Annotated in this window: 25 protein-coding genes and 1 tRNA gene; 3 read left to right on the top strand and 23 right to left on the bottom strand. The window is 45.0% G+C overall.

The genetic code is table 11. From position 1 onward, the window contains the following. Window positions 1–28 precede the first annotated feature (28 nt). From KIV41_RS08980 to KIV41_RS08880, 21 genes are all read right to left on the bottom strand, one after another. Window positions 29–1,075, bottom strand: coding sequence for a porin (locus KIV41_RS08980; protein ID WP_045387197.1), 1,047 nt, complete (start codon window positions 1,073–1,075; stop codon window positions 29–31). A 214-nt stretch (window positions 1,076–1,289) separates the two neighbouring features. Next, window positions 1,290–2,159: a metal ABC transporter solute-binding protein, Zn/Mn family gene (locus KIV41_RS08975; RefSeq protein ID WP_252042266.1), complete on the bottom strand. Its 870-nt coding sequence runs from the start codon at window positions 2,157–2,159 to the stop codon at window positions 1,290–1,292. Between the two features lie 14 nt (window positions 2,160–2,173). Continuing rightward, on the bottom strand, window positions 2,174–3,049 hold the full coding sequence (locus tag KIV41_RS08970) for a metal ABC transporter permease (protein ID WP_005432612.1): 876 nt from the start codon (window positions 3,047–3,049) through the stop codon (window positions 2,174–2,176). Then, the gene (locus KIV41_RS08965) at window positions 3,049–3,783 is read right to left on the bottom strand and encodes a metal ABC transporter ATP-binding protein (RefSeq protein WP_252042265.1); all 735 of its coding nucleotides are present in this window, start codon (window positions 3,781–3,783) and stop codon (window positions 3,049–3,051) included. Before KIV41_RS08965 ends, KIV41_RS08970 begins: the two co-directional genes overlap by 1 nt. After that, window positions 3,783–4,706, bottom strand: a complete 924-nt coding sequence (locus tag KIV41_RS08960) for a metal ABC transporter solute-binding protein, Zn/Mn family (protein WP_182052551.1) — start codon at window positions 4,704–4,706, stop codon at window positions 3,783–3,785. Before KIV41_RS08960 ends, KIV41_RS08965 begins: the two co-directional genes overlap by 1 nt. Window positions 4,707–4,780: 74 nt before the next feature. Beyond that, window positions 4,781–5,332: a DUF6162 family protein gene (locus KIV41_RS08955; protein WP_252042263.1), complete on the bottom strand. Its 552-nt coding sequence runs from the start codon at window positions 5,330–5,332 to the stop codon at window positions 4,781–4,783. Beyond that, window positions 5,329–5,649 (bottom strand): hypothetical protein, encoded by a 321-nt coding sequence (locus KIV41_RS08950; RefSeq protein WP_285336112.1) that lies wholly within the window; start codon window positions 5,647–5,649, stop codon window positions 5,329–5,331. Before KIV41_RS08950 ends, KIV41_RS08955 begins: the two co-directional genes overlap by 4 nt. A 44-nt stretch (window positions 5,650–5,693) precedes the next feature. Next, entirely contained in the window at window positions 5,694–6,524 is an 831-nt protein-coding gene (locus KIV41_RS08945; RefSeq protein ID WP_252042262.1) for a DUF4198 domain-containing protein, read from the bottom strand. A 16-nt stretch (window positions 6,525–6,540) separates the two neighbouring features. Continuing rightward, a complete protein-coding gene (locus tag KIV41_RS08940) occupies window positions 6,541–7,080 on the bottom strand; it encodes a DUF2271 domain-containing protein (protein WP_252042261.1) in 540 nt (179 codons plus the stop codon). A 22-nt stretch (window positions 7,081–7,102) separates the two neighbouring features. Continuing rightward, window positions 7,103–7,732 carry a PepSY-associated TM helix domain-containing protein gene (locus KIV41_RS08935; RefSeq protein ID WP_010453283.1) on the bottom strand — a complete coding sequence of 210 codons (630 nt, stop codon included), beginning with the start codon at window positions 7,730–7,732 and terminating at the stop codon, window positions 7,103–7,105. A gap of 136 nt (window positions 7,733–7,868) precedes the next feature. Then, window positions 7,869–8,714, bottom strand: coding sequence for a CPBP family intramembrane glutamic endopeptidase (locus KIV41_RS08930; protein ID WP_285336111.1), 846 nt, complete (start codon window positions 8,712–8,714; stop codon window positions 7,869–7,871). A gap of 172 nt (window positions 8,715–8,886) precedes the next feature. Continuing rightward, window positions 8,887–10,059, bottom strand: a complete 1,173-nt coding sequence (locus tag KIV41_RS08925) for a hypothetical protein (RefSeq protein ID WP_285336110.1) — start codon at window positions 10,057–10,059, stop codon at window positions 8,887–8,889. Further along, a complete protein-coding gene (locus KIV41_RS08920) occupies window positions 10,056–10,676 on the bottom strand; it encodes an energy transducer TonB (RefSeq protein WP_010453289.1) in 621 nt (206 codons plus the stop codon). Before KIV41_RS08920 ends, KIV41_RS08925 begins: the two co-directional genes overlap by 4 nt. After that, window positions 10,676–11,080 (bottom strand): biopolymer transporter ExbD, encoded by a 405-nt coding sequence (locus KIV41_RS08915; protein ID WP_005432634.1) that lies wholly within the window; start codon window positions 11,078–11,080, stop codon window positions 10,676–10,678. The genes KIV41_RS08920 and KIV41_RS08915 overlap by 1 nt, the downstream gene beginning before the upstream one ends. Then, window positions 11,077–11,631 (bottom strand): MotA/TolQ/ExbB proton channel family protein, encoded by a 555-nt coding sequence (locus tag KIV41_RS08910; RefSeq protein ID WP_285336109.1) that lies wholly within the window; start codon window positions 11,629–11,631, stop codon window positions 11,077–11,079. The genes KIV41_RS08915 and KIV41_RS08910 overlap by 4 nt, the downstream gene beginning before the upstream one ends. Further along, complete coding sequence (locus KIV41_RS08905; protein WP_285336108.1) at window positions 11,631–12,998, bottom strand: MotA/TolQ/ExbB proton channel family protein; 1,368 nt, start codon at window positions 12,996–12,998, stop codon at window positions 11,631–11,633. Before KIV41_RS08905 ends, KIV41_RS08910 begins: the two co-directional genes overlap by 1 nt. Next, window positions 12,999–13,766, bottom strand: coding sequence for a DUF3450 domain-containing protein (locus KIV41_RS08900; protein ID WP_171358501.1), 768 nt, complete (start codon window positions 13,764–13,766; stop codon window positions 12,999–13,001). A 74-nt stretch (window positions 13,767–13,840) separates the two neighbouring features. Then, a complete protein-coding gene (locus KIV41_RS08895; RefSeq protein ID WP_285336107.1) occupies window positions 13,841–15,922 on the bottom strand; it encodes a TonB-dependent siderophore receptor in 2,082 nt (693 codons plus the stop codon). A 206-nt stretch (window positions 15,923–16,128) separates the two neighbouring features. Then, a complete protein-coding gene (locus tag KIV41_RS08890) occupies window positions 16,129–17,502 on the bottom strand; it encodes a sensor histidine kinase (protein ID WP_045387241.1) in 1,374 nt (457 codons plus the stop codon). After that, window positions 17,502–18,167, bottom strand: a complete 666-nt coding sequence (locus tag KIV41_RS08885; protein ID WP_252042254.1) for a response regulator transcription factor — start codon at window positions 18,165–18,167, stop codon at window positions 17,502–17,504. The genes KIV41_RS08890 and KIV41_RS08885 overlap by 1 nt, the downstream gene beginning before the upstream one ends. A gap of 162 nt (window positions 18,168–18,329) precedes the next feature. Next, window positions 18,330–19,283 (bottom strand): L-lactate dehydrogenase, encoded by a 954-nt coding sequence (locus KIV41_RS08880; RefSeq protein ID WP_285336106.1) that lies wholly within the window; start codon window positions 19,281–19,283, stop codon window positions 18,330–18,332. Window positions 19,284–19,539: 256 nt separating this feature from the next. Here KIV41_RS08880 and KIV41_RS08875 point away from each other — a divergent pair, with 256 nt between their 5' ends. Further along, window positions 19,540–20,256 (top strand): glycerophosphodiester phosphodiesterase family protein, encoded by a 717-nt coding sequence (locus KIV41_RS08875; protein WP_285336105.1) that lies wholly within the window; start codon window positions 19,540–19,542, stop codon window positions 20,254–20,256. Window positions 20,257–20,276: 20 nt separating this feature from the next. Here the strand turns inward: KIV41_RS08875 and KIV41_RS08870 are convergent, their stop codons facing one another. Next, complete coding sequence (locus KIV41_RS08870) at window positions 20,277–20,759, bottom strand: murein L,D-transpeptidase family protein (protein WP_010453309.1); 483 nt, start codon at window positions 20,757–20,759, stop codon at window positions 20,277–20,279. Between the two features lie 174 nt (window positions 20,760–20,933). Between KIV41_RS08870 and KIV41_RS08865 the strand changes: the two genes are divergently transcribed. Further along, window positions 20,934–21,929 carry a 2-hydroxyacid dehydrogenase gene (locus KIV41_RS08865; protein ID WP_010453311.1) on the top strand — a complete coding sequence of 332 codons (996 nt, stop codon included), beginning with the start codon at window positions 20,934–20,936 and terminating at the stop codon, window positions 21,927–21,929. Between the two features lie 84 nt (window positions 21,930–22,013). Continuing rightward, the gene (locus KIV41_RS08860; protein WP_071235255.1) at window positions 22,014–22,370 is read left to right on the top strand and encodes a YibL family ribosome-associated protein; all 357 of its coding nucleotides are present in this window, start codon (window positions 22,014–22,016) and stop codon (window positions 22,368–22,370) included. A gap of 330 nt (window positions 22,371–22,700) precedes the next feature. On the opposite strand, the gene KIV41_RS08855 is transcribed toward KIV41_RS08860, so the two are convergent. Then, window positions 22,701–22,791, bottom strand: a tRNA-Ser gene (locus tag KIV41_RS08855). Window positions 22,792–22,879: the final 88 nt, after the last annotated feature.

Genomic DNA, 22,879 nt, shown 5'->3' with positions numbered 1-22,879 from the left:
GTTTAGGCAGTAGAAACTGTCCTATTGGTTAGAAGTAGTAACGTGCACCTACAGTCCACCAATCATTTTCTTCTTTACCAATATCGTTACCTAGGTCAAACTGGTAACCTGCGAACGTGTAGAATGCTGGTGTAACTGCATACTCTGCCTGAAGTGCAGCTTCGCTATAAAGTGTTTTGCTTGCTTTATCATCTTCTACAGATTCGTAGTTCACACTGAACGTCCAATCATTTACGCCATACGCTAATAGACCTTCTAGCTGAATGGTTTCTTCATAACCACCAAAGAAGTACTCATTCATACCGTAGACGATCGCAGCATACACGCCCGAACCATATTTTCCGTAATTTGCAGCCAAGACATGAGAAGTCGCATTTTCTGTCATATTGCCGACAGTAACGTCACCGCCGCTATACACGTAACCTAAACCAAAGCCAGCTAGTTCAGTACTAAGTGCAATTTGACCTCGTTGATCGTATTCCGCACCTGTCGTTACGTATACCGGTAGGCCTGTAATTGGGCTCTTCTTAAGTACTTCTTTCACATCATCATTGTTACCTTGCCAACCTAGGCCAAGGTTAAAACCAAAGCCTTCACCAAACTCAAAGCTTTTACGGTAGCTAAGCATTTTTTCCGCACGACCTGTACCTAGGTTGTTGTGATTGTCGTACAAGAAATCGTTAGCAAACGCGATTGGTAAATCCGCTACGCCCGCTACGTCGTAGTAAGGTGCCCATTGCGTACCCGCAACAACACGACCAAACTGTTCATGTGTCGCACCGATGTAACCAAGACGTGTAGAAAATGAATTCTCACCACCTTTCAAGTAATTTAAAGCCCATTCACCTTTCACGTCGACGGTGAAGCCATTGCCAATATCTTTTTTACCAGCAACGTTGATTCGAGGAGAAACTTGGTGAACTTTTACTTCATCTTCAAAGTACTCACCTAAGCCTACCGATACGTGACCACCAATCGACATTGATGTGCCATCGCTGTTATAAACTTCTGCTGCGAAAGCTTGAGAACCACATGCTAGTGCCGCCACTGCAACGGCTAGAGTTTTCATTTTCATTGTTAACATCCGTATAGTTGTTTGTACTGGTTCGTCCCGACAGCAAAAACAGCAACCAGATCGCAACGAACACATAACAACGTAGTAATGAAATATAAATGAAACAAATACTTTCTTATGCAATCGGTGGTATTTGTGGTTAATTCTTAAGCAAAATCACATAAAAAAAGGGAACTTTTCAGTTCCCTTCATAATTTGTGTGGAGTTTTGCGTGTTACAACTGCCAGCGTGCGAGTGGCTTCTCAGTTTTGATACCTTTGCTTCCCCAACGGTCAATAACGTCAATTTGCAGTATGCGATCCTGTGCTACTAATGAAATCAGTGTTTTTGACGGTCGCTTATCTGTGATCAACCACAGAGTTTTATCTTCCTCAAATTGAGCTTTTAAAGATAGTTTCTCTTTGTCAGTCCATTCCAATTCAGGTTTGAATTGACGATCGACAACAAACAATTGATTACCTGATGCGAAATCTTCTAACGATTTTCCCAACAATACCACCGAATCGATCTCTTTTTCGAAAATGACTTCTTGTTGTTGATTAATAAGCTCTCGTACATTCAACATCAATGCTTGTTGGTTCTTCTCAATTCGCTCTTGATATTGAGGGTATATTTTTTGCAGATCCTCACCGACAATCGCAGCCATCCGAATCAAGTTGGTCGGGTTCATCCAGGCAAATTTAGACGTTTCGCCGTTTTCTAGTTTCAACGCCGCAACCCCTTGCGCCCTTGGAGAAATAGCTTGGGAAGCATCAACCTCAATTAGGCGAACATTCCCCTGTCGAGCATAAACAAAGGTAGGATCTTGATGCCAAATAGCCCCCAACGTGATCGCAACTGTTGCATCCTGTCCCGCTTTAATCACTTGTTGCTGACCCTTGCTCCCAAACCAGTTAACTAAACGCTCAATGCCATATCGCTTAGGTGGTAAGTAACTAGTTTCAATGCCTGTGCCTTGCATCAACTGCTGTGACAGCATGTAAGTGACAGGGGTACTGGTGAGAATGTCTTTAGCAACAGTAAGTGGCGTATATGCGCTCGCTACTATTATGCCCAACCCGATGATTAGCTTTTTCGTATTCATATTTAGATACCTGACTAGGCTTTACGTACGATGCGGTACATCGTTGCGGTTAAAAAGAAAATGGCAGAAACGATAATGATCGAAGCGCCAGATGGCACCGGAAGTTCCAACTCCATCGGTAAGACCGTCCCCACCAAGCATGCGATGGTTGCGAGTAAGGATGACAGCAACACAAAGCTACCCATTCTCTTAGTAAGTAGACGTGCTGTAGCCCCTGGGATAAGTAGCAGCGCGCCCACTAACACGGCACCAATGATCTTCACTGCCGCAATGGTGACAAGCGTGATCATCATAACGAACAGGTAGTCGTAGAAGCTGGTATTAAAGCCTCGAACACGAGCAATATCTGGGCTGATGCAAGTCAACAAAATGCGGTTAAATGTCGGGATCAGCAACAATAAAATGATCAAGCAACTCACCGCCAAAATCGTAATATCTCTGTCTGTCACCGTCAGGATTGAGCCAAACAGAACGTTCTCTAACATGTGGATATTGATTTTTCGTGCCACATACATCAGCAAGGCAGCACCAACTGCCAAAGCCAGCGCGAGGAATACCCCGACGAGTGTATCGTATGGAACATTGGTTCGATTTCGCACGAAATGCAGCAATAAAGCGAAGATCATGCAGAAACTAAACAGTCCAATAAATGGGTTTTCTGGCGGTTCACCCAGCAGGACACCAATCGCAATACCAGTCAGAGCTGCGTGACCGACGGCTTCAGAAAAGAACGCCAAACGCTTAGCAATCACCAACGTGCCCAAACCGCCCAACAAAGGACCCAAAATTAGCGCAGCGACAATCGCGTTAACCATAAACGCATAAGCAAAACTGTCGCTTAACCAACCCGCTTCAACGCCATGCAGGGCCAGTTCTCTTAACCAATCCATTATGCAGCCTCCACTTTCGCGGTGTAGTGCTTAAACAGCGATTCGATGCGTTCTGGACTCAATACTTCTGAGTGATGCCCTGACGCCACAATTTGACGATTCACAACATGGACTTGGGCATCCAAACGACGCACAGCCGTTACATCATGATGTACAGCGAGAACTGTTTTCCCCTCTGCAACCACTTCATGAATCAAACCCTCTAGGTAACGAACCCCTTGCTCGTCCATACCTGTTGTTGGCTCATCTAGGACAAGTAAACTTGGGTCGTCTAGCAAAGCTTGAGCAAACAATACCCGCTGTTGTTCACCACCTGATAGTTGTCCCATGCGACGGTCACTGCGCGCTGCCATCCCCACTCGCTCTAACTGAGCCAGTGCTTGTTGAGTTTGCTTAGACTTACGTCGCCAAAACAGCGGAACGCGTGTTTGATTCAGCAATACAAAGTCCATGACTGTCAGTGGCAGACTGGCTTCAAACACAGCCTTTTGAGGCACATAACCAATTTGTCCTGCTTGTTGCGTCTGCTTTGGATCTGGCCAATGTACCGAGATATCACCCGTAAAAGGCGTTAAGCCCAACACTGAACGCAAAAGGGATGTCTTACCACCACCGTTAGGCCCCATAATGACGTGGCATTGTCCCGCCTCGAACTGGGTTTGAATACCTTGCAGAATGAGGTTGTCACCATATTTCAGGCCTACCCCGTTAAGAGAAATAGAAGGACCTGGCATCACGCTTTCTCCTGCGCGTGTTTGCTTGCGACGAACTTCATTGCTTCAATAAGCGTCGCGACGTTTTCACGCATTTCAACTTCAACCTTATTGGCTTCGTACTCGCCATGGGTCATATGAGAAAAACGGTAAAGCTGTACGCCAGTCGCTTCTTCGATCGTATCGACAAAGCGGTTAGGCATATTGAGTTCGTAAAACAGCACATCAATGCCAGATTGACGGATCTTCTCGATGGTTTCTTGAAGTTGGCTAGCACTTGGCTCAACACCGTGTGCTGGTTCAATCACCGCTGCAACATCGACACCAAACTCTTGCAAGATATAACCGTAAGCATTGTGCGTGGTCGCAACCTTCATGCCTGCCGTATCTAACTGCCCAAGTGACAACATGGCATCACGCTTTAGAAGGCGAAACGCTTTGGCGTACTTTCGCGCATTTTTACGGTAAAAAGCGGCATTTTCTGGGTCAAGTTTGCTCAGCTCACTCGCAATGGTGTAAACCTTTTGAATCGTAGTCGATAGGCCAACAAACGTATGTGGATTCACCGCGCCTTTGCCGACTGATTGCCCCATTGCTGGTAACAGCGGTACTTCTTTGTTTGCTTCTATCACCACTAGGTCATCACGTTGAGCCGCTTGGATCACTTTTAGTGCAAAATCGTCATGGCCAATCCCATTCACGACAATCACATCCATTTGGTTCAAACGCTTAAGATCATTCGGTTGTGGCAAGTAGTTATGAGGATTAAAGCCTGCATCGACCAAAGGAATGATCTCCGCTTTATCTCCGACCACCGCTTTGACATAGCTGTAGTAAGGCTGCAAGGTAATACCTATGTTCAGCTTCTCTGCGAAGGTTGAAGTGGATACGGCCAGTAATGTACATGCCGTTAGAATTCGACGTAAGAAGGCGCGTTTCTTCATAGTTGTTATCATATTGATGGTTACTTATTGAACGTGATGGCTTATTGATCGCAATATTGATGGTTCATAACGACTTAGTGGGCATGCGTAGCAGTGGATGAAGGCATTAAGACAACCTGATACCAGCCATTTTGCTTTCGCTCGTCTTGCTGGATAAGGTGACTCAATTGCCCCAGTGACTCTGATGCAGAGAGCCAGATATCGGCTTGCTCATGACGACTATCTAAGAGCATCGAAGCCGAGCCCTTTTCACCTTGTCTCACACCAATGTAAAGACCTGCATCCAGTTTTTGCCACTCATGAGAGCCTTTGCGCTGCCAGCTTTGGTCTTTAACAAATGGAGCAACCCAAAACTCTTCCAGCTCACTGATTTCTGGCCATTGGCCTTCATCAATACGAAGATCACGGATTTCCTCATGTGCAAGTTTGAGATCAGCAATCATGGCAAGCTCTTCTTGTTCAAGATCGGTAATCAATACTTGATGTGCGAGTGCTTCAGTATGCTCTGATTCGGTTTGATGATAAGGCAGCAAAAGCGTTGATATGGCGAGAATGCCAGCAATGGTCAGAGCAACCCATTTGCCTTCACGACTGCCATTATCTGGGCGAACTTTCTGCGTAATCATTTCTCTTTTAACTCAACCACATCCACTTCTACTGGGTTTTCATGACCAGCATCGAAGACAAGGTAGAAGTCCGTTTGAGGATGAGTAAATTCAGCAATCGAACGCTTGTCTGTGGTTACTTTGGCTATCAAGTTGTCATCGTAATCGTACATCTCAACATCGTAATCCACTGCAGTTGAACCATCAGAGTAGCCCGCTTCGCATATCACTTTTTCTTGCTCTAGATGGCAACTCATCAATGGAAAATGCGCCGCTACTTGAAAGGAAATAAAACCAGCAAAAATAGCTGAGACTTTAAGAATTGAAAGGTTTTTCATGGTGTATCCAAAATGGCTCAGTGTTTCACTGAGCCAAGCTTTGATTAGTTAAGTTGCGTTTCAAAAGTCAGATGAACATTCACACTGGCTTTATCTGCTAGTGGGTCGTTTTTCAGCTCACCTTTGTGGTTGGCTTTCATCAGGTAACGGCCCGCCACTTCCGGCGTGAATGTAATTTTGCCGTCTTTATCACTCACTACATCGATTTGCTCTTGATGGTTGCGGTAAAGCGTGCCTTCACGAGTAATTTCCGCAGTCACACCTTGTTGAGGTTCCCCATTAAAGAAAAATTGGAAGATCACTTCTTCACCTTCAATGATGTCTGAAGGGTGCGTAAGCGGCTTCATCTCAAGCAATTTGCCTTCAATTTCCAATGCTTTTTCTGTTGGCATGCCCACTGTTACGTAGCTTTCTGCACGGGTGTAGCTTAGCTGAGTCACCACATCACGCGCTTTTTCCGGAATAACGCTCGCACGGTCAGCTTTACTCGCTTTTGCCCATTTAACCGTGTCACGACGTCCTGCTTTATATTGGGTGTAGTAGCTAGGTTGATTGTTGATCGCGACCTTGTGTGTGCCTTCCTCTTCGAAATAGAAGTCAAACATCGAGCGGCGTTTGCCACGCACAACAAAGTTAGGACGCTCAGAACGGCCATCCGGCATGATCACAAACGCTTGCTCACTGCCTGCTGGTTTATCAAAAACAAACGTCCCATGAGATGCGGTCACATCGAACGTGAGCCAATCACCACCTTCTTTCGATACCGTGAAATGAGAAGGTAGAACCCAACGTGGGTGCGCTTGTGCTGTTGTCGCCGCTGCTAACCCCATCGCCATTACGCTTGCGAGTGCCACCGCTTTCATTTTTGCTTTCATTATTATTCCTTCTCTATCACTTAACTTGGTAATTGACGGTGATTACGCCCGTCTCTTCCGTTGGTTTGATTTGGTAGCGCACTTCACTGTCCGCCAACTGCATTTTTTGACGTACATAATTGCGGCCACCGTGTTCACGTACCACTTCTACGTGCAGCGTGTAGTTACCTTGCTCAAGGCGTTGGCCATCATCATTAGTACCATCCCAAACGAATCGGTATTGGCCTGCTGGACGGGTGGCTGACGTTACAGCATCGACGAGTTCACGATCATAACGACCCACTTTGCGCCACCAGCTACGAAGATCTTTTAACCACTCATCTTTACCTACCCAAAGTTGAATGGTTTTGACTGGTTTACGCTTTTCATCTTCGATCCACACTGCGACATAAGGTCTTGCATACATCGAGGTGTCAATCTTTGGTAACTCAAACTCAAAATCGACTTTGGCATTATCAGGAAAAGGAGCTGCCAGCAGAGGCAAAGGTGCTAAGGCAGCAATCAAAGCTACTTTGCAAAAGGAGTTGTGACGAAAGAATCGACCTTTGTTTAACATCGGATTTTCTCTGAATAGGCCGCTATGGCACAGCAGCAAAATAAATAATAAGTGACAACACAGTGCCAAAAGACATCCACTGCATTGAGGTTCTAAAAGTCTTCTTCTTTGGAAGTAGCAGACACACACCAGTCAAAACAAAAAAGACCATCAGCAAAGCCGTGATATCAATAAACCACTTCCAAACATCTCCGCTATTGCGACCTTTATGTAGGTCGTTTAATAGTGCGACAATGCCGTAATTGGTGGTTTCTACTTCAGCTTCACCGGTGGTCATATCAACAAATACCGTCGCGTTGTAACCTGGACCTTTGAAATCCAAAGAAAGCTCACCAATGAGCAGCTCGCCGTCCTCAACCTCGGTGTACACATCAAGTGCTGATGGCGTGCCTCGTAAGTCTGTTTCTTGGGTGAGGAAACTCAGTAGTGCTGCTCGATTAGGTTGAAAACTTCCCTCGTTAGCAAAGAGTTGTTCATTCGGAATGGTCAGCGTGTGTTGCTGAATGATGGGTTCACTGCGCTCGAACAGTTCTGGGCGATTTAGTGTGATGCCAGTTAACGCAAAGAACAGCGTCACCAATAAAAGAGCCATAGAAATGTAAATGTGCAGACGGCGGGCCCAAGTTTGCACACCTTTGCTTTTGAGCAACATAGGAAACAATCATCACCAATAAATGAGGGCTCAATTTAGGTGATAATCATTCGTATTGGCATTTAATTTACATTGTTTACGTTTAGAGTAAACGTCAGGCTCCCGCTAAAAACAACGGGAGCAGATAAAGAGAAGTTTATCGAGCTAAAATGGGATAAGTGAAGAACACCAAATGGCAGAAGTTAAATAAGAAATGGGCTAACACCGCGCACCATAAACGGCCAGTGAAATGAAATACCAGTCCGTAGCCCAGTCCCGTCAACGTTGCGAATACAATAAGTAGAGGACCACCAGCAAAGTGAGCCAAGCCGAACAAGATGCTAGCGATGACCAAACCTAGTCGCCAATCAAAACGGCGGGAAAATGATTGCTGTACAAACCCTCGGAACAGCGCTTCTTCAGCCACACAAGTAAGTATTAGGTTGTTCAACGCAAATAGCCACCACCATGATGGCAGACTCAACTCCGGCTTTAATGCACCAAGCATAGCGGCAATAGGCAGCAGCGAAAGCAGCAGAATCATCACCAGCAATGCAGGCTTTACTCTGCCTTTAGCCTCTCCGCCCAGCAAAAAAGGATAAGCGAGAAAGAGAGCAAAGAGAGCCAGCGGCTTGTCTAAATTCAGATACATCGAGAAAGGTGCGCTCAGTGGACCTGCCGTCACTTTGTCAAGAACTTGCAGATTATTGAAACCCGGAATGACATGCACAAAGAGCATCACACACCAAATAATCACAACGCTCCAGCCCAAATAATAAACGGGCTTCGTTTTTTGGTTCGACGCCAACATGGGCAGTCGATACGCAACACCCAAAACCACTAAAGTACTTACGAATGCGGTGAGCTCTATCCGACCGATAAACAGAGCACTCAGCAAAGTGAGTCCAAGTAAAACCAGAGCAACCACCTTTTGCCGAAAAAACACCGCACCTATCGCTAGTATAAGTGGGCCCCATAGCCAGATAGCAGAATCGAGATTCATAGTACTGTCCTTATAAGAAAAACTGACGTTCCAGTCTTAACGCTGAATGGAGGTAATATAACGTTATGATATTTAAAAACAGATCGAACCAGATTCACTGTTTACAAACAAAAAGACCCGAGAGTTATCCCGGGTCTTTCGAGCACCAATACGTGCCTATTTACAATTGGACTTAGCTATTCTGGCTCGCTTTTGCTTTGCGCAGTTGAGACAAGTATTTCACCCAACTCTCTGCTTGGGTTGATGGCTCAATCTCGTTCGCGCGCTTGGCATTCGCTAACGCATCTTCTAGACGTTTCAGCTTATAGTAAGCACGAGTCTTCACTAATGCCACATCAGCTTTACGCCCAGAAACCTCGTCCAAGGCAACTAGCGCATCTTTGTATTGCCCCTCTTGAACAAGCAGTTGAGACAAGTTCCAGTAATATTGACGGTCCAACTTTGCAGCCACGCGCCAACTTGCAATCGACTTATCCCATTCCTTGGCCATCTGCCAGTACGTTGCTTGTTGTGCTTTAAGTTTGCTGTCTGAGTTTATGTCATTCAGCTCACCTAATATTTGTGCAGCTCGCTCTGGAATACCACGCTTGCCATACAACTGAGCGAGAAGCCTCAAATCACCTTGGTTCAACGCGACACCTTGCAATTTTGCAAGAGCGAGAGAATCCAGAGCACGCTTGTCATCACCAACACGTAAATACAGAGCAACAAGCTGTCGCCACCATTCCACACGCTCAGGCTCAATCGCAATCAGGCGTTTAATCGTAACAATGGCAGGTTTCCACTTTTTCAGCTCAAGCTCTGCAGACAATTTGATCGACAGAGGCGCCATCTCATCTGGCTGGCCCAGTTTCTCATAACGAGCCATTGCAGAGAGCACTTTGTTCCATTGACTCAACTGATAGTGAGACTGCGCGATGCGCAACCAAATATCGTGCGCTTTTTGAGTCTTTGGCACCGATTTGCTCAAGTCGTAGTAGTGAGGCAGAGCTTTAGAAAACTGCTGCTCATTTAACAGCATATCCGCTAACATTTTTCGTGTTTGCCAAGCTTGCTCGTCATTCAAAAGACCGCTATTTACTGCGATCTCCAATTGCTTGATAGCAGGCTTAACTTGCTCATTCTGCCAGTAGAAAATACCCAGCATGCGAGCAACAAACGCTTGATCATACTCACGAGATAAGTCGAGACCTTCGAGCGTGGAAATGGCTTCTTGCAGCTTTTCTTCTTGCGCCAGGTTGTGAGCACGTTGAACACGAGTCGCCGTGTACTGACTCAGTTCATTCGCGACAGTGGTAAAAGCGCTCAGGCTGAATACCGCTCCGATTAAGAATTGCTTCATCATTTAGCTAACTTGAACTCCACTCTTCTGGTTTGCCCAAAGCGCTCGACCGCTACACCATTTTCAACCTTCGGCTGATACTTCGACTTTTTCAATGCACGAATGGCTTCTTTCTCGAACATTCTCTTAGGTTTAGCATCTATCACTTCAATGTCTTTAGGACGGCCTGTCGCATCAATAGTAAAGCGCATCGTCACGTAGCCTTCGATCTTCCGCTTAACCGCTTTACTTGGGTAACGAGGCTCTGGGCTGTAAAGCATTATCGCCTGTTGGTTGCCCATGCTGCCTTTTAAGTTCGGCGCACTGATCGCGATACCATCCAGCGCAGTATTCAAACCCAATGCGCTGATTGGCGTTACTTGGCTCATTGGCTCTACTTGGGTTTCCGCTTGAGACACGTCCATCGGCTCTGGCGATTCTGGTGGTTCAGGCTGCTCAGGTACAGAGCGTTGACGACGTTGAACATCAGCATCATTCTCTACCATCACCATATCAAAGCGCACCGCCTCCGAAGGTTTAGGTGCACGTTGATTGCCCTTATCGACCATCCACGCCATAAAGCTAAACAAGCTCACCGCGATCAAAACTGATGCTGGTAGCGCGAGTAATAGCCTTTTCATTAAGGTTTCTCCGCCGCCAAAGCAATGTTCTTCACACCAGCGCCCTTCGCCGCATCCATGACTTTCACAACCGTACCATTGTAAGCATGCTCATCAGCTTGAATCACAAGCGATGCATCTGGCTGCTCAAGCAATAGGTGCTCGATGGTGGCTTCCACACGCTCGATATCCACCAAACGTTTATCGATGTACACATCATTTGCAGCAGTTACCGCAATAAAAATGCCCGCATCTTTTTGACTAACGACATTCGATGCTTGAGGGCGATTCACTTCCACACCAGACTCACGCACAAATGAGCTAGTCACAATGAAGAAGATCAACATGATGAAGACAATATCCAGCATCGAGGTTAAGTCGATCTGTGCTTCATCCTGTCGATTGGTTCTACGTCCGAGTCTCACTTCTGACTCCTTAAAGATTGTTCTAACTGGAGGGCTTTGCGTTCACACACTTTGCTTAAGCGCGCATGCACAAACATGCCAGCAAGTGCTGCGACCATACCTGCCATGGTTGGCAACGTCGCAAGTGAAATACCAGAAGCCATCAATTTTGGATTGCTGCTGCCTTGTGTGGCCATCACATCAAAAACCGTAATCATACCTGTTACCGTTCCTAATAGACCTAGCATTGGACAAATGGCCACAAGGACTTTAATCGTTGATAGGTTTTGACGCAGTTCAATGTGCGCTTTAGCTATCCATCCTTCGCGGATTTGATGCGCGTACCAAGAGTGATGTTCGGCTCTTGCTAACCACTGCGCACAAAGCTGTTTCTTCACCTTTGGAAATTCCATTGTTAGGTAAAGAACACGCTCCATAACCAGTAACCAGCACACCGCAACTACGGCTGCCAACCACCATAGGATTTGGCCACCTTGCTGCATAAAGCGCATCAAGGTTGAGGCCCAATCCTCACTGATCAAACCCAATGTGTTGAGTAGGATCTGCTCCATTACGCTGCGTTCTCCGCTACTGTATTCGGTGCTTTTTGGCCTTTTGGCATATCACGCTCAGCTTGTTCTGCCACAAGGCCAATGCCTTGCTTCTCAAGAATATTGCGAATGTTCTCTGCTTGAGAGCTTAATACGTTGTGTGCCAGAAGCAACGGCATTGCTGCAACGAGACCAAGTACAGTGGTCACCAATGCCATTGAGATACCACCAGCCATCACTTTCGGGTCACCGTTACCAAACTGAGTGATCACTTGGAACGTTTCGATCATGCCTGTTACTGTACCCAGTAGACCAAGCATCGGCGCCAGAGCCGCAAGCAGTTTCAGCATTGATAGGCCTTTCTCAAGGTGCGTTTGCTCATCCACGACAGCTTCTAGTAGACGAAGCTCAAGCGCTTCTACACTGCGGTGCTTGTCTTTGTGGTAAACCGCTAAGATACGACCGAGTGGGTTATCTTCTGGTTGAGCTGGATTCTTAAGCTGTTTGGCGATTTTCAGACGAGCAATCATTAGTGACACACCGCGAACCAACGCGATGATCAAACCAATCGCTAACAAGCCAAGAATGATCTTACCAACCACACCACCTGCGTTCAGGCGATCGGCCATGGTTGGTGAATTTGCTAATTGCTCAAGTAGAATGCCACGAGATGGGTCAATCACTACGGCATCGATTTCACCAGCCTTTACGCTGCTTGCCGTTGGACCATTCTCTGGTTGGCGGAGATAGCTAACTGCATCACCGCGTTGACCATTCCATTTTACGTAACCCGCATCGTTCAACAGCGCCATTGAGCCAAGGCGGACACCATCAACGGTTTGCTCACGCCCTTCACCATCAAGCAATGAGAAGGACACGTTCGCTATCTCGCCACTTGCTTTGACTTGCTCTTCCATGCTGCGCCACATTGCTTGAAGCTGTGGCAATGTTGGTAGTGATTTAGCGGCAACAATGTCGGCGATATTTTGCTGGTAAGAGTTTGCGTCTACACCAGTAACAGAGTGCTTAAGTTCTGCTTCCAGTTCTTTTGCATTTTGGCGAACCACACCAAACAACTCACCTAAGCTGCCTGTTTCAAGGCGCAGTTTTTCTTCTAGCTGTGCAAGCTCTGCTTCATTTTCACTGAACGTCACGCCAAGCGTGTCAGCTTCTGCCTGTAACGCTACACGCTCTGCTACAAGCTTGTTTTTCATTGCTTGCAGCTCTTGTTGAGTTTGCTTAAAGCCAGACTCACGAGCCACGTTGTGTGACTGCTGTTGGCGGTTCTCTTGCTGTGCTTTCTGCAGCAAAGTATCGCTTGCAAATGTGGTGTGCGGTAGAAGCGCAGCGTTAGAAATCAATGCGACTGATAGCCATTTCTTCATCATTTATTTGCCCTCCGCAACGTTTAGAGACACAGGCAAAGTAAGCATGCTCGGTGCAATCTGTTTGTTCGCCATCGCGAATGCGTTATCGAGTTCTGCTTTCTGTTCCGTTCCAACGGCTTGCCATGCTTTTTGTTGCTGAGACCAACTCCAGAAATGTTCACCTGACAGGCTGCGCGCAATAAGCGACACACGGCCTAGGTAAAGAATATCGGCTTCAACTTGATCGTTGCTGTCCAAAGCAATCTTACCTTGGTAAACACCGATCTTAGTGCCATAGTCCATTTCAATTTGGTACGCTTCTAGAATTCGACGGAATTTCTCAGCATCCGCGACGTCCGCACGGGTCATCATGGCATCGAGTTTAGCAATACGCTCTTCACGCTGTGCTTTGCGAATAGGCTTATCATTAGCCACGATCGTTTTAAGGCCATCGAGCATGTGGTACATCAAAGGCACTACGCCTTGACGAGTCTGAGCGATCTGCTCAATTTGCTCATTCAAACTTGCTACTTCGTCATTCTGACTATCGACAAGATTTGACAGGTGATCACGATAAATCTTCAAGTTGCTGACTTCTTCTTGTAGCTGCTCAATTTCAGCTTCTAGAGACAAAGACTTCTCTGCACTTGCATCAATGCGCTTTTGGCTCACTGCCGACGCTTGGTTTGTTTTACTCTGCACTGCTTGTGCATCGTTAAGATTTTCCGCGTGAACGGGAATCAAAACCGATGAGATCAACAGAGCGATACTTGATTTCATTAGATTCATACGAGTTATATTTCTGTTTTCCAAAAACGACTAAAGGGGAAGACTCTTCTTCCCCTTTAAAAATCAGATTGTTATCAGTATTTGAACTGGATTGTCGCCATGTAGTTTCGGCCCTCACCTATCACTACATTACTCGCTCCCGCTTGATCACCATTTGTGCTACCGCCACCTGCTAAGTAGTCAGTATCGAATAGGTTTTCCACGTTGAATCGAGTTACTATGTCCAACTTCTCATCATACTTGTGTGTGTATGACACGCCCATATCAATACGTGCATACCCATCTTTCTTAAATGTGTTCGCCGCGTCGCCGTAGCGCTCACCTTCATAAATCAATCCCAGGTTTACGTTGGTGTTGTTCTGAACTTTGTAGCTCGACCAAACACTTGCTGAAAACTCCGGAACGTCTGCCGGACGGTTACCTTGGTAGTACTTACTTCTGGTCAATTCTGCATCCAAGTACATTGCAGAAGCAGTCAGAGATAGCTCATCAGTAACGAAACCTTGCGCTAGGACCTCCGCACCTCGGTGCACTTGCTCACCATCTTGCGTCGCTAGCTCCATGCCAGGGTTGTTTGGATCGTTAACATCTATTCGAACATTTTCCAAAGTAATGTCAAACAACGCACCAGTTAGGTATAAACGCTCATCAAACAGTTCCCATTTAGTACCTACTTCGTAAGAAATACCGCGCTCAGCCTCTAGCTCCTCACCATCATTGGTAAAGTCAGTATCACTCACTGCACCTTGTGGCATAAAGCTTTCAGAGTACTGGACATAGATTGAACCGTTGCTCGCAGGATGAAAGATAACGCCTAGCTTTGGTGATACTTGGCTCTCAGTTAATGTATCACTACGCTTTTCATCGTAACGAACACCCGCTAGTACTTGCCAATAATCGTTGATTGTCATCATGTTTTGCGCGTAGATACCCCAAGTATCATATTCGCTGGTCGGCCACTTTTTAGAGCTTGTTGGCTCTGGCTTAACAACGGTTTCGCCCGCAGGGACGTACGCTTGCTCATGGAATGCCATAAAACGGTCGTAGCTGTAATCCAGATAGTTTGCGCCAACTAAAAGCGTGTTTTCTGTGCCAAATAGTGAAAAATCTGTCGTCACATCTACGTACGCAGTATCAAATACCCAGTTATCAGAACGCTCGTTACCTTTGTGCTTAACCGTACCGTCTTTTTCGTACATATCGAATTTCGGGTAAGACTCCACATCAAAACGTTTGAAATCTTGACGGTTATAACCCGCTTTCACATTTACGTTATCTGTAACTTGCGCGTTAATGTCGATACCGTAGTTTTCTACATCGTTATCGATCTTCGACCATTGTGCATCCCAAATATACTTGTCTCCAAGCACAGGCTTACCGTCTACGATGTAAGCACCTGAATCCACACTGCCTTCATCTTTGGTACGGTCATAATGTGCAGAAACCATCACGTTTTCAGTGATGTCGTACTCCACAACTAAACCACCAACAGCACGGTCCGTTTCTGGCTCGGTACCGTCACCGTATTCGCGCCATGAGCCGTAGCTTTCTTTTGCAAGAATGGCGCGAGCACGTAGCGTCTCTTCTTCATTCAATGCACCACTCACGTCTAGTACTGTACGAGAATGATCGTTTGAACCGATATCTTGGCTCAAGCTTGCTTGCGTTTCTGTTGTTGGCTTCTTCGAAACCATGTTCACAAGGCCACCCGGCTCAGACTTGCCGTAAAGTAGGCCTGAAGGACCCTTAAGAACTTCAACTCGCTCTAAAAGCTCAATTGGTTGACGGTAGTGAGACCAGTGCTGACGACCATCGCGAAGAAAGCCATCTGAGCTGCTTAGTTCAAAACCACGTAGTGAGAAGCGCTCACGGTTACGGCTTGTACCGCCCGCACTAACACTCGCGTCATTTTGTAGGACTTCACCTAGTGTGCTTGCACGTTGCTCATCGATTACTGCTTCATCAATAACAGCAACTTGCCCTGGAGTTTCCAGTTGCGTCATTTCCATACGCATTGCTGTTGTGTTGGTATCCGCTTTGTAACCAAATTCACGACCTTCAACTACGAGGTGTTCATCTGTTGCTTGAACTTCTGCCACTGCAGGCGCTGCTAACACCGCACCAATCACTAATGCCAATTGGCTCTTAGTAAACATATCCTTTTACTCCGACTGTGTTTCGGAATTCACATATACCTTACGTGATTCCTTAATAGTTATTTTTCAGGAGAATATAAGTGATAACTATTACTATTTGCATTAAATTTACATTCTTTGCATTCGTAAAGGTTTGTAAAGAGCTCGTGTTCAATTTGCTTCGTGAACTAGATGTAAATCACATTTTCCCTTTACTATGATTTAGCCTACTGTCTGAACAGCAAGGTAACGGCAAGTCCACCTTCAGGACGATTAGATGCAATGACTTTGCCCCCCATCATTCTCATCGACTCTTTTACTATCGCTAGCCCCAGGCCATAACCACCGAGCTTTTTGTCGCGAGATGCATCTAAGCGGGTAAATGGGTCAAATATATCTGACAGTTTATCTATGGGGATACCTGGACCATCATCAGAAATGGTCACCGCCAAATAACTATGCTTATCGGCGGTTTTATTCGATAACGAAACATCAATCTGAGCAGTATCCCCTGCGTACTTGATCGCATTACCAATCAGATTGTTTAAACATCGAACCACTAAAGTGTCATCACACTGTGCCTTTGTTCTTGTTGCTTCACAATCAAATGAAAGCTTCTGCTCAGCTTTCAAATCTATTTTGCAACGCTCTACTTGAGGGGCAAGCAAGAGCTCCAAGTCACTGCGTTTTAACTCCGTATCGTAGCGTGCATTTTCTAACCGACTGAACTCCAGAATCTCTCCTATAAGGTGATTAAGCTCATTGGCTTCTTCTTCCATACGATTCACTAGACTCTGTTCGCTATCACCGACACGCTTTCTTAACAGGTGTAATACCAAATTCTGACGGGCAAGAGGCGTACGTAACTCATGAGACACGTCGCGGATTAGACGACGTTGCTTTTCCGCCAACGAGTGGATCTCTTTGGTCATGTGATCAAAGTCTCGAGCCAGTTCATTGAATTCGCGCGTGTTTGATTTCAGTTCAGCAACCACGCTCACGTTGAAATCACCAGCCGACAGCTTCTTGCTGGCTTCTCTAAGTCGATCCAAAGGCTGTTGTAGATTCCTTGCCATCAACAGCGAAAAGAGAGCTAAAATGACCGCAGCAATGATTACCTTAAGTATTGAAAAGTAGAGAATGAAATCATGGGCTGGGTGCAAACGGTGCGGTAGCTGAATGACTAAGCTATTGTTACCAATAAGAGGAATACTGAAAATAGGTCTACTGACTTTACCTTCTAGCTGCTCGTCTAAACTCCTTTTGAATTTCAACTTAAACTCAAAATGAGGATGCATTAGGCGATGCGTTATTGGGTGTTGGTTTTCATTTAAAACGAACAAATAAAAATGCTGAGCATTGGCCCAATCCGCCAATTCATCCATGTCCCCCTCTTCAATCAACACGTTGGCTTGATGAGCCAAATCCAGCATTTCAGTTTTGACTGCTGCTGGCACTTTAAGCATCGCTTTAACCAATGCTTGCTCAGCAACAGCTTGGACGGCCAAAATGCTAATGACGATGGCCGTCATATAACTAAAAAGTTGAAATGCAAGGCTGTCTCTGCGCTTAGCGATGTAGGATGGGCACACAAACTTCATTAGCTCGTCACAGCCTCTAGGTAGCTATAACCTTTACCACGAAACGTTTTAATATGCTGTTTAGACAAACCAGCTTCCACCAGTTTTCGACGTATATTACTGATATGCATATCCAGATTACGATCAAACGGGCTTAGTTCTTTCTTTAAAACTTCGGTTTGCAGCTCAGCTTTAGAGACCACAATACCCTGATTTTTAACCAGATAACCAAGCAAATCAGCTTCAGTACCTGTCAATGGCAAGCTGTTTAGTTGACCACTAATACTTTGTACAGTGCTGCACATCGCTTGTCGCTGACGTTCCAAACCTACTCGGCGAAGAATCGCTTTTATGCGCATCAACAGCTCAGCGACATTAAATGGCTTACCGATGTACTGGTCGGCCCCAGCTTGATAGCCATCTAACATTGAATTCTCATCATTTAGCGCGGTGAGCATCAGAATCGGAGTGGCAAAGCGTTGACAAATACGACGAGCAACTTGCATACCATTTAGGTTTGGCAGCATCACATCAAGAAGAACCAAGTCAACTGGTGTTTTTTCCATATACTGCAACGCATTTTCACCGCAATGCACAGAAGAAACGGTATAACCCTCTTCTTGCAATACTGCCTCTAACAATTCACACAACGGAACGTCGTCATCTACGATCAAAACTCGAGACATGTTCAATCACCACTCAAATAAAAATGGTTCGCATTCTATTACTCATTTACACATTAAACAACCATAGTTTTTGTGGTTTTTATTTCGAAAAACAGCACAAAAAAAGCCCACTTTTCAGTGAGCTAATTCAAGATTTGTTCGTTATATATAATATCTGCTAAATCAGCACTTTAGACCTGTCACTTTAGCAACATCTTCTACGATACCGCGCAAGTTGCTACCAATGGAATGCAAGGTGTCCAATTCTTCATCTGTAAATGGGTGAGTAAGTACTGACTCTGCACCTTTTTTACCAACAATTGTCGGTAAGCTGAGCACCACACCTTCTACCCCATATTGCCCGGTCATCATAGTACCGACAGGAAGGACGGAGCGCTCATTAATCTTAATAGCCTGAATAATACGAAATACACTCGCGGCAATACCATGAACCGTATTTTGTTTACGGCGAAAGATCTCGTAACCAGCTTGTTTGACAGCTTCGAGTAATTCATCGGCATCAATACGCGCTATATGGTGTGTATCACAATAGTAGTCTGCGGGTTGCCCTGCAATGGAAATGAGACTTTTAGGCGTGAAGCAGTTACTACCGTGTTCACCAAGAACGTAGCCAAAAATGTTCTTAGGATCCAAATCAACACGATTTGCGACGATACTCATCAAACGTGCCGTATCAATCACACAGCCACTGCTAATGACTCTGTTGTGATCGAAACCAGTATTAGCCGCGATGAAGTGTGCGACAATATCACAAGGATTAGAAACAACAATCAATGTTGCATTAGGAGCAACTCGCTCAATCTTTCGAGCAATTTCAACACCAATCTTAGCGTTAATTTCTGCAATATCGATTCGAGTCTGGCCTTGTTTAATCTGCGCGCCTGCAGTAATCACAGCAATATCAGCACCTAGGAGATCTAGATAATCATCGGTAGGAATAACGTGGGTGTTTTTAGAGAACGTAAGTGCAGCAGTATGACGGAAGTCGAAAACCTCCCCTTCGGCACGCTCTAAGTTTTGATCCAGTAGAACCAATTCACTTACGCTACCCATGGTCAGTAAGTAATTACATACTCCGACACCCACGGCACCAGCGCCAATTACACCAATCTTCATACTTCTCTCCCTGAAAATATAGTTACACCCTCTCTTAATATTCACCCTAAAAGCGTGGGATGCGAGAGCATAAAAGTCCAATTACTTTATGATACCTAGAATACTTATCTAAGCTAGTCTTTCTCTATTCGATCGAGTTTGAATGATGGCAATTTCGTCTTTGTGTTCATAAATAAAAAATAATCCCATACATTTCGACTCTAGAAACGAAAAAGGAGTACAATTCTTTGCAGTTTCTTATTGAGAATAGACGTATATGACAACGCTATTGATTGGCCACCGAGGTGTGGCAGGTAAGTATCCAGAAAACACGAAAGCCAGTATTCAAGCCGCCATTGATATGGGACTGCATTGGGTTGAAGTAGATGTTCAACCAACCAAAGACAACGTACTGGTAGTTTGTCATGATCACACAGTAAACCGTTGTAGCAATGGTCGAGGTCGAGTTGACCAAATGACCTTATCAGAACTTCGAACGTTGGATTTTGGTCGCTGGTTTAGCGATGAGTTTGTCAATGAATCCATCATGACATTATCAGAGCTGCTAGAGCTCGCAGCAGAAAATAACCTGAACCTCAATATTGAAGTAAAAGTCGATCACCATTCCGCAGAAGATGTTGCTCAAATAGTCGCTCAAACGCTCTCTGAAAGTCCATTAGCTCATGAGCGCATCCTTTTATCAAGCTTTAGTCATGATGTGATTAGAGCACTACACAAGCGCTGTACTGGCTATCGGTTAGGAGTATTAAGTGAGTTCTTTACTCGTCAAGATAAGCTGTTGCTGGAAGAGGTAAATGCTTACAGCTGCAACCTCAATATTAACTGGGTGCGTTCACGCCAAATCAATAAACTACAACAAGCGGGCTATAAGGTGATGTGCTATACGGTCAACAACCCAAATAAGCTAAAACACTTACCAGCCTTGGATGGCATCTTTAGCGATCACCCTAGCCGATTCATGTCTAATTCATAATATTGGAATCTGGAACTTCATTACCATTCAATGGTAATTGGGGTTCCCATTTTGACCAACTTGATAAACTCATCCATCTCTTCGTTGGTAATAGCGATACAACCATTGGTCCAATCAAAGCTTTGAATAAACTGAGGGGATTGCGTCTCACCATTCTTGAGACCATGAACCTTTATGTCTCCACCAGGAGATACACCTCGTCGATGGGCCTCCAAACGGTCAATCGCATCTGGGTAACTGATGTGGACAGAACGATAGAAAGCAGAATCATTAATCACATAATCTAGGGTGTAATCACCTTCTGGGGTTCTATTATCCCCTTCTTGCTGTTTGTGTCCTTTGGGATTAGCGCCTAACGCAATTCGGTATTCTTTCACCACCTCGCCATTTTCCATTAGGTACATTCTGCGCTTAGATTTGTCTACTTTGACCAAATCTACAGCAGCCTGCGTAAGAGGGATAAAAAAACAACACAAGATTAAAGACAACCATTTTACTGACATCGCCAGAACGCCTAACTCTTACAACTTAAGGGAACACCAAAGAGCAGCCATGCTAATCATAAGGTAATACCAAAGCAAACTTAATATGTACAAATATCACTACTTATTGCAACCAAGTTATATTACTTTATAAGGAGATTACTTTATAAATTCAGCACAAATAGAGAGGGTATTATGCTTAACATCGCTTTTTTCAGTGCAAAATCCTATGACGAAGCCTCTTTCAATAAAATCAAAAATCATCGGGACTTCGAGTTCCACTATCACGATTTTCGATTGACCTCTAAAACAGCGAAAATGGCGCAAGGTTGTGAAGTGGTATGTGCCTTCGTTAACGATGACTTATCTGCACCTGTACTTAAACAGCTTTCTCTAAACGGTACTAAGCTTATCGCTATGCGCTGTGCTGGTTTTGACAAAGTAGATTTAGAGGCTGCAAAGGAGCTAGGCCTGCAAGTAGTTCGCGTTCCAGCCTATTCCCCAGAAGCCGTCGCTGAGCATACGGTCGGTATGATGATGTGCCTGAATCGCCGACTACATAAAGCGTATCAGCGTACACGTGATGCAAACTTCAACCTAGAAGGCTTGGTCGGTTTCAACTTCTATGGAAAAACCGTAGGCATTGTTGGCACCGGTAAAATTGGTATCGCGACTATGCGTATCTTCAAAGGCTTAGGCATGGAACTGCTTTGCTATGACCCTTATGAAAACCCACTTGCACTAGAAATGGGCGCTCGCTACTGTTCTCTCGAAGAAATTTACGCCAACGCAGACGTCATTTCTCTCCATTGCCCTATGAGCGAAGAAAACTACCACTTATTGAATGAGCAAGCCTTCTCTCAAATGAAAGATGGCGTCATGATCATTAATACTAGCCGTGGTGAATTGCTTGATTCAGTCGCCGCTATTGAAGCACTAAAACAGGGCAAAATTGGCGCACTAGGTTTAGACGTGTATGACAATGAAAAAGACCTATTCTTCCAAGACAAATCAAACGACGTAATTGTCGATGACGTGTTCCGCCGCCTATCCGCTTGTCACAACGTATTGTTCACAGGGCACCAAGCCTTCTTGACTCATGAAGCGCTGAACAACATAGCTTCAGTAACTTTAAACAACGTTGATGCTTTCTTTGCGGGCAATGCGTCAGGCAATGAACTGATCAACTAAATCCTTTGATCGAGCAGTATAGTAGAGCGTTGAATTTCAGCTATGCTATACTCCTCGACCAATAAAAATTTGAGCCTAATTACCATGAGCATAAAAACTGATATTCAAAAGCTGCACAACCGTTTAGATACTTGCCAACGTAAACTTGATGCGGCTCGCTCTCGTGGTGATCACGAAATGATTACTAAGTTCACGAATGAAGTTGAAGATCTAACAAAGAAACTGAACCAACTTAAGCATAAGCAAACTTACGAGCTAAACAAAGAGCGTAAGAGCCTGCTTGATATGCCATTCTCTCGTGAAATCACTAAAGCGGAACAAGCGGATATCGGCAAACTTAAGAAGCGTGTGAAAGGTCTTGTTATCGTTCACCCACTGACTAAAGTTGGTAAAGAGCTTCGCCTAGACGTAATGACAGGTTTTGCTCCAAAAGAGTTCTAATAACTCGACCAAGCAACAATTACTGAAAAGCCCGAGCTGTTAGCTTGGGCTTTTTTGTACCTAAAATTCATAAAGTTAAGCTTAGGGCAACCACCATTATAGATAATAGGTGACACTGCAACCTGTTCGTTTTCAAATTCCCGTTATGGTAAGGCTTTAGCTAATTTTCAAATACTGAAAACGACAAAACCCCGCTATTTCTAGCGAGGCTTCTTAATCGTTCTGAGAGTTGGGACTCGATCGACTAGAGATTTGATGCAAATCCCGTCTAATTCTCAAACGTCAGAAATGACGAAAGCCCGTTGATTTCTCAACGGGCTTTCTGTGTAGTGGCGGAGAGATAGGGATTTGAACCCTAGATACGCTATTAACGTATGCCGGTTTTCAAGACCGGTGCTTTCAACCACTCAGCCATCTCTCCACAAATTGTTACTAAAATTTAGTCTTACTTAAATAATGCTAAATCTCAGTTTTGCCTTTAGATTTATCTAAAAGCGATATTAAAGCCT

It is taken from the genome of Vibrio sp. D401a (genome assembly GCF_030248515.1).
GTDB classification, from domain to species: domain Bacteria; phylum Pseudomonadota; class Gammaproteobacteria; order Enterobacterales; family Vibrionaceae; genus Vibrio; species Vibrio rotiferianus.
The sequence above is the reverse complement of the archived record's forward strand: the minus strand, read 5'-3'. Positions and strand labels throughout refer to the sequence as shown.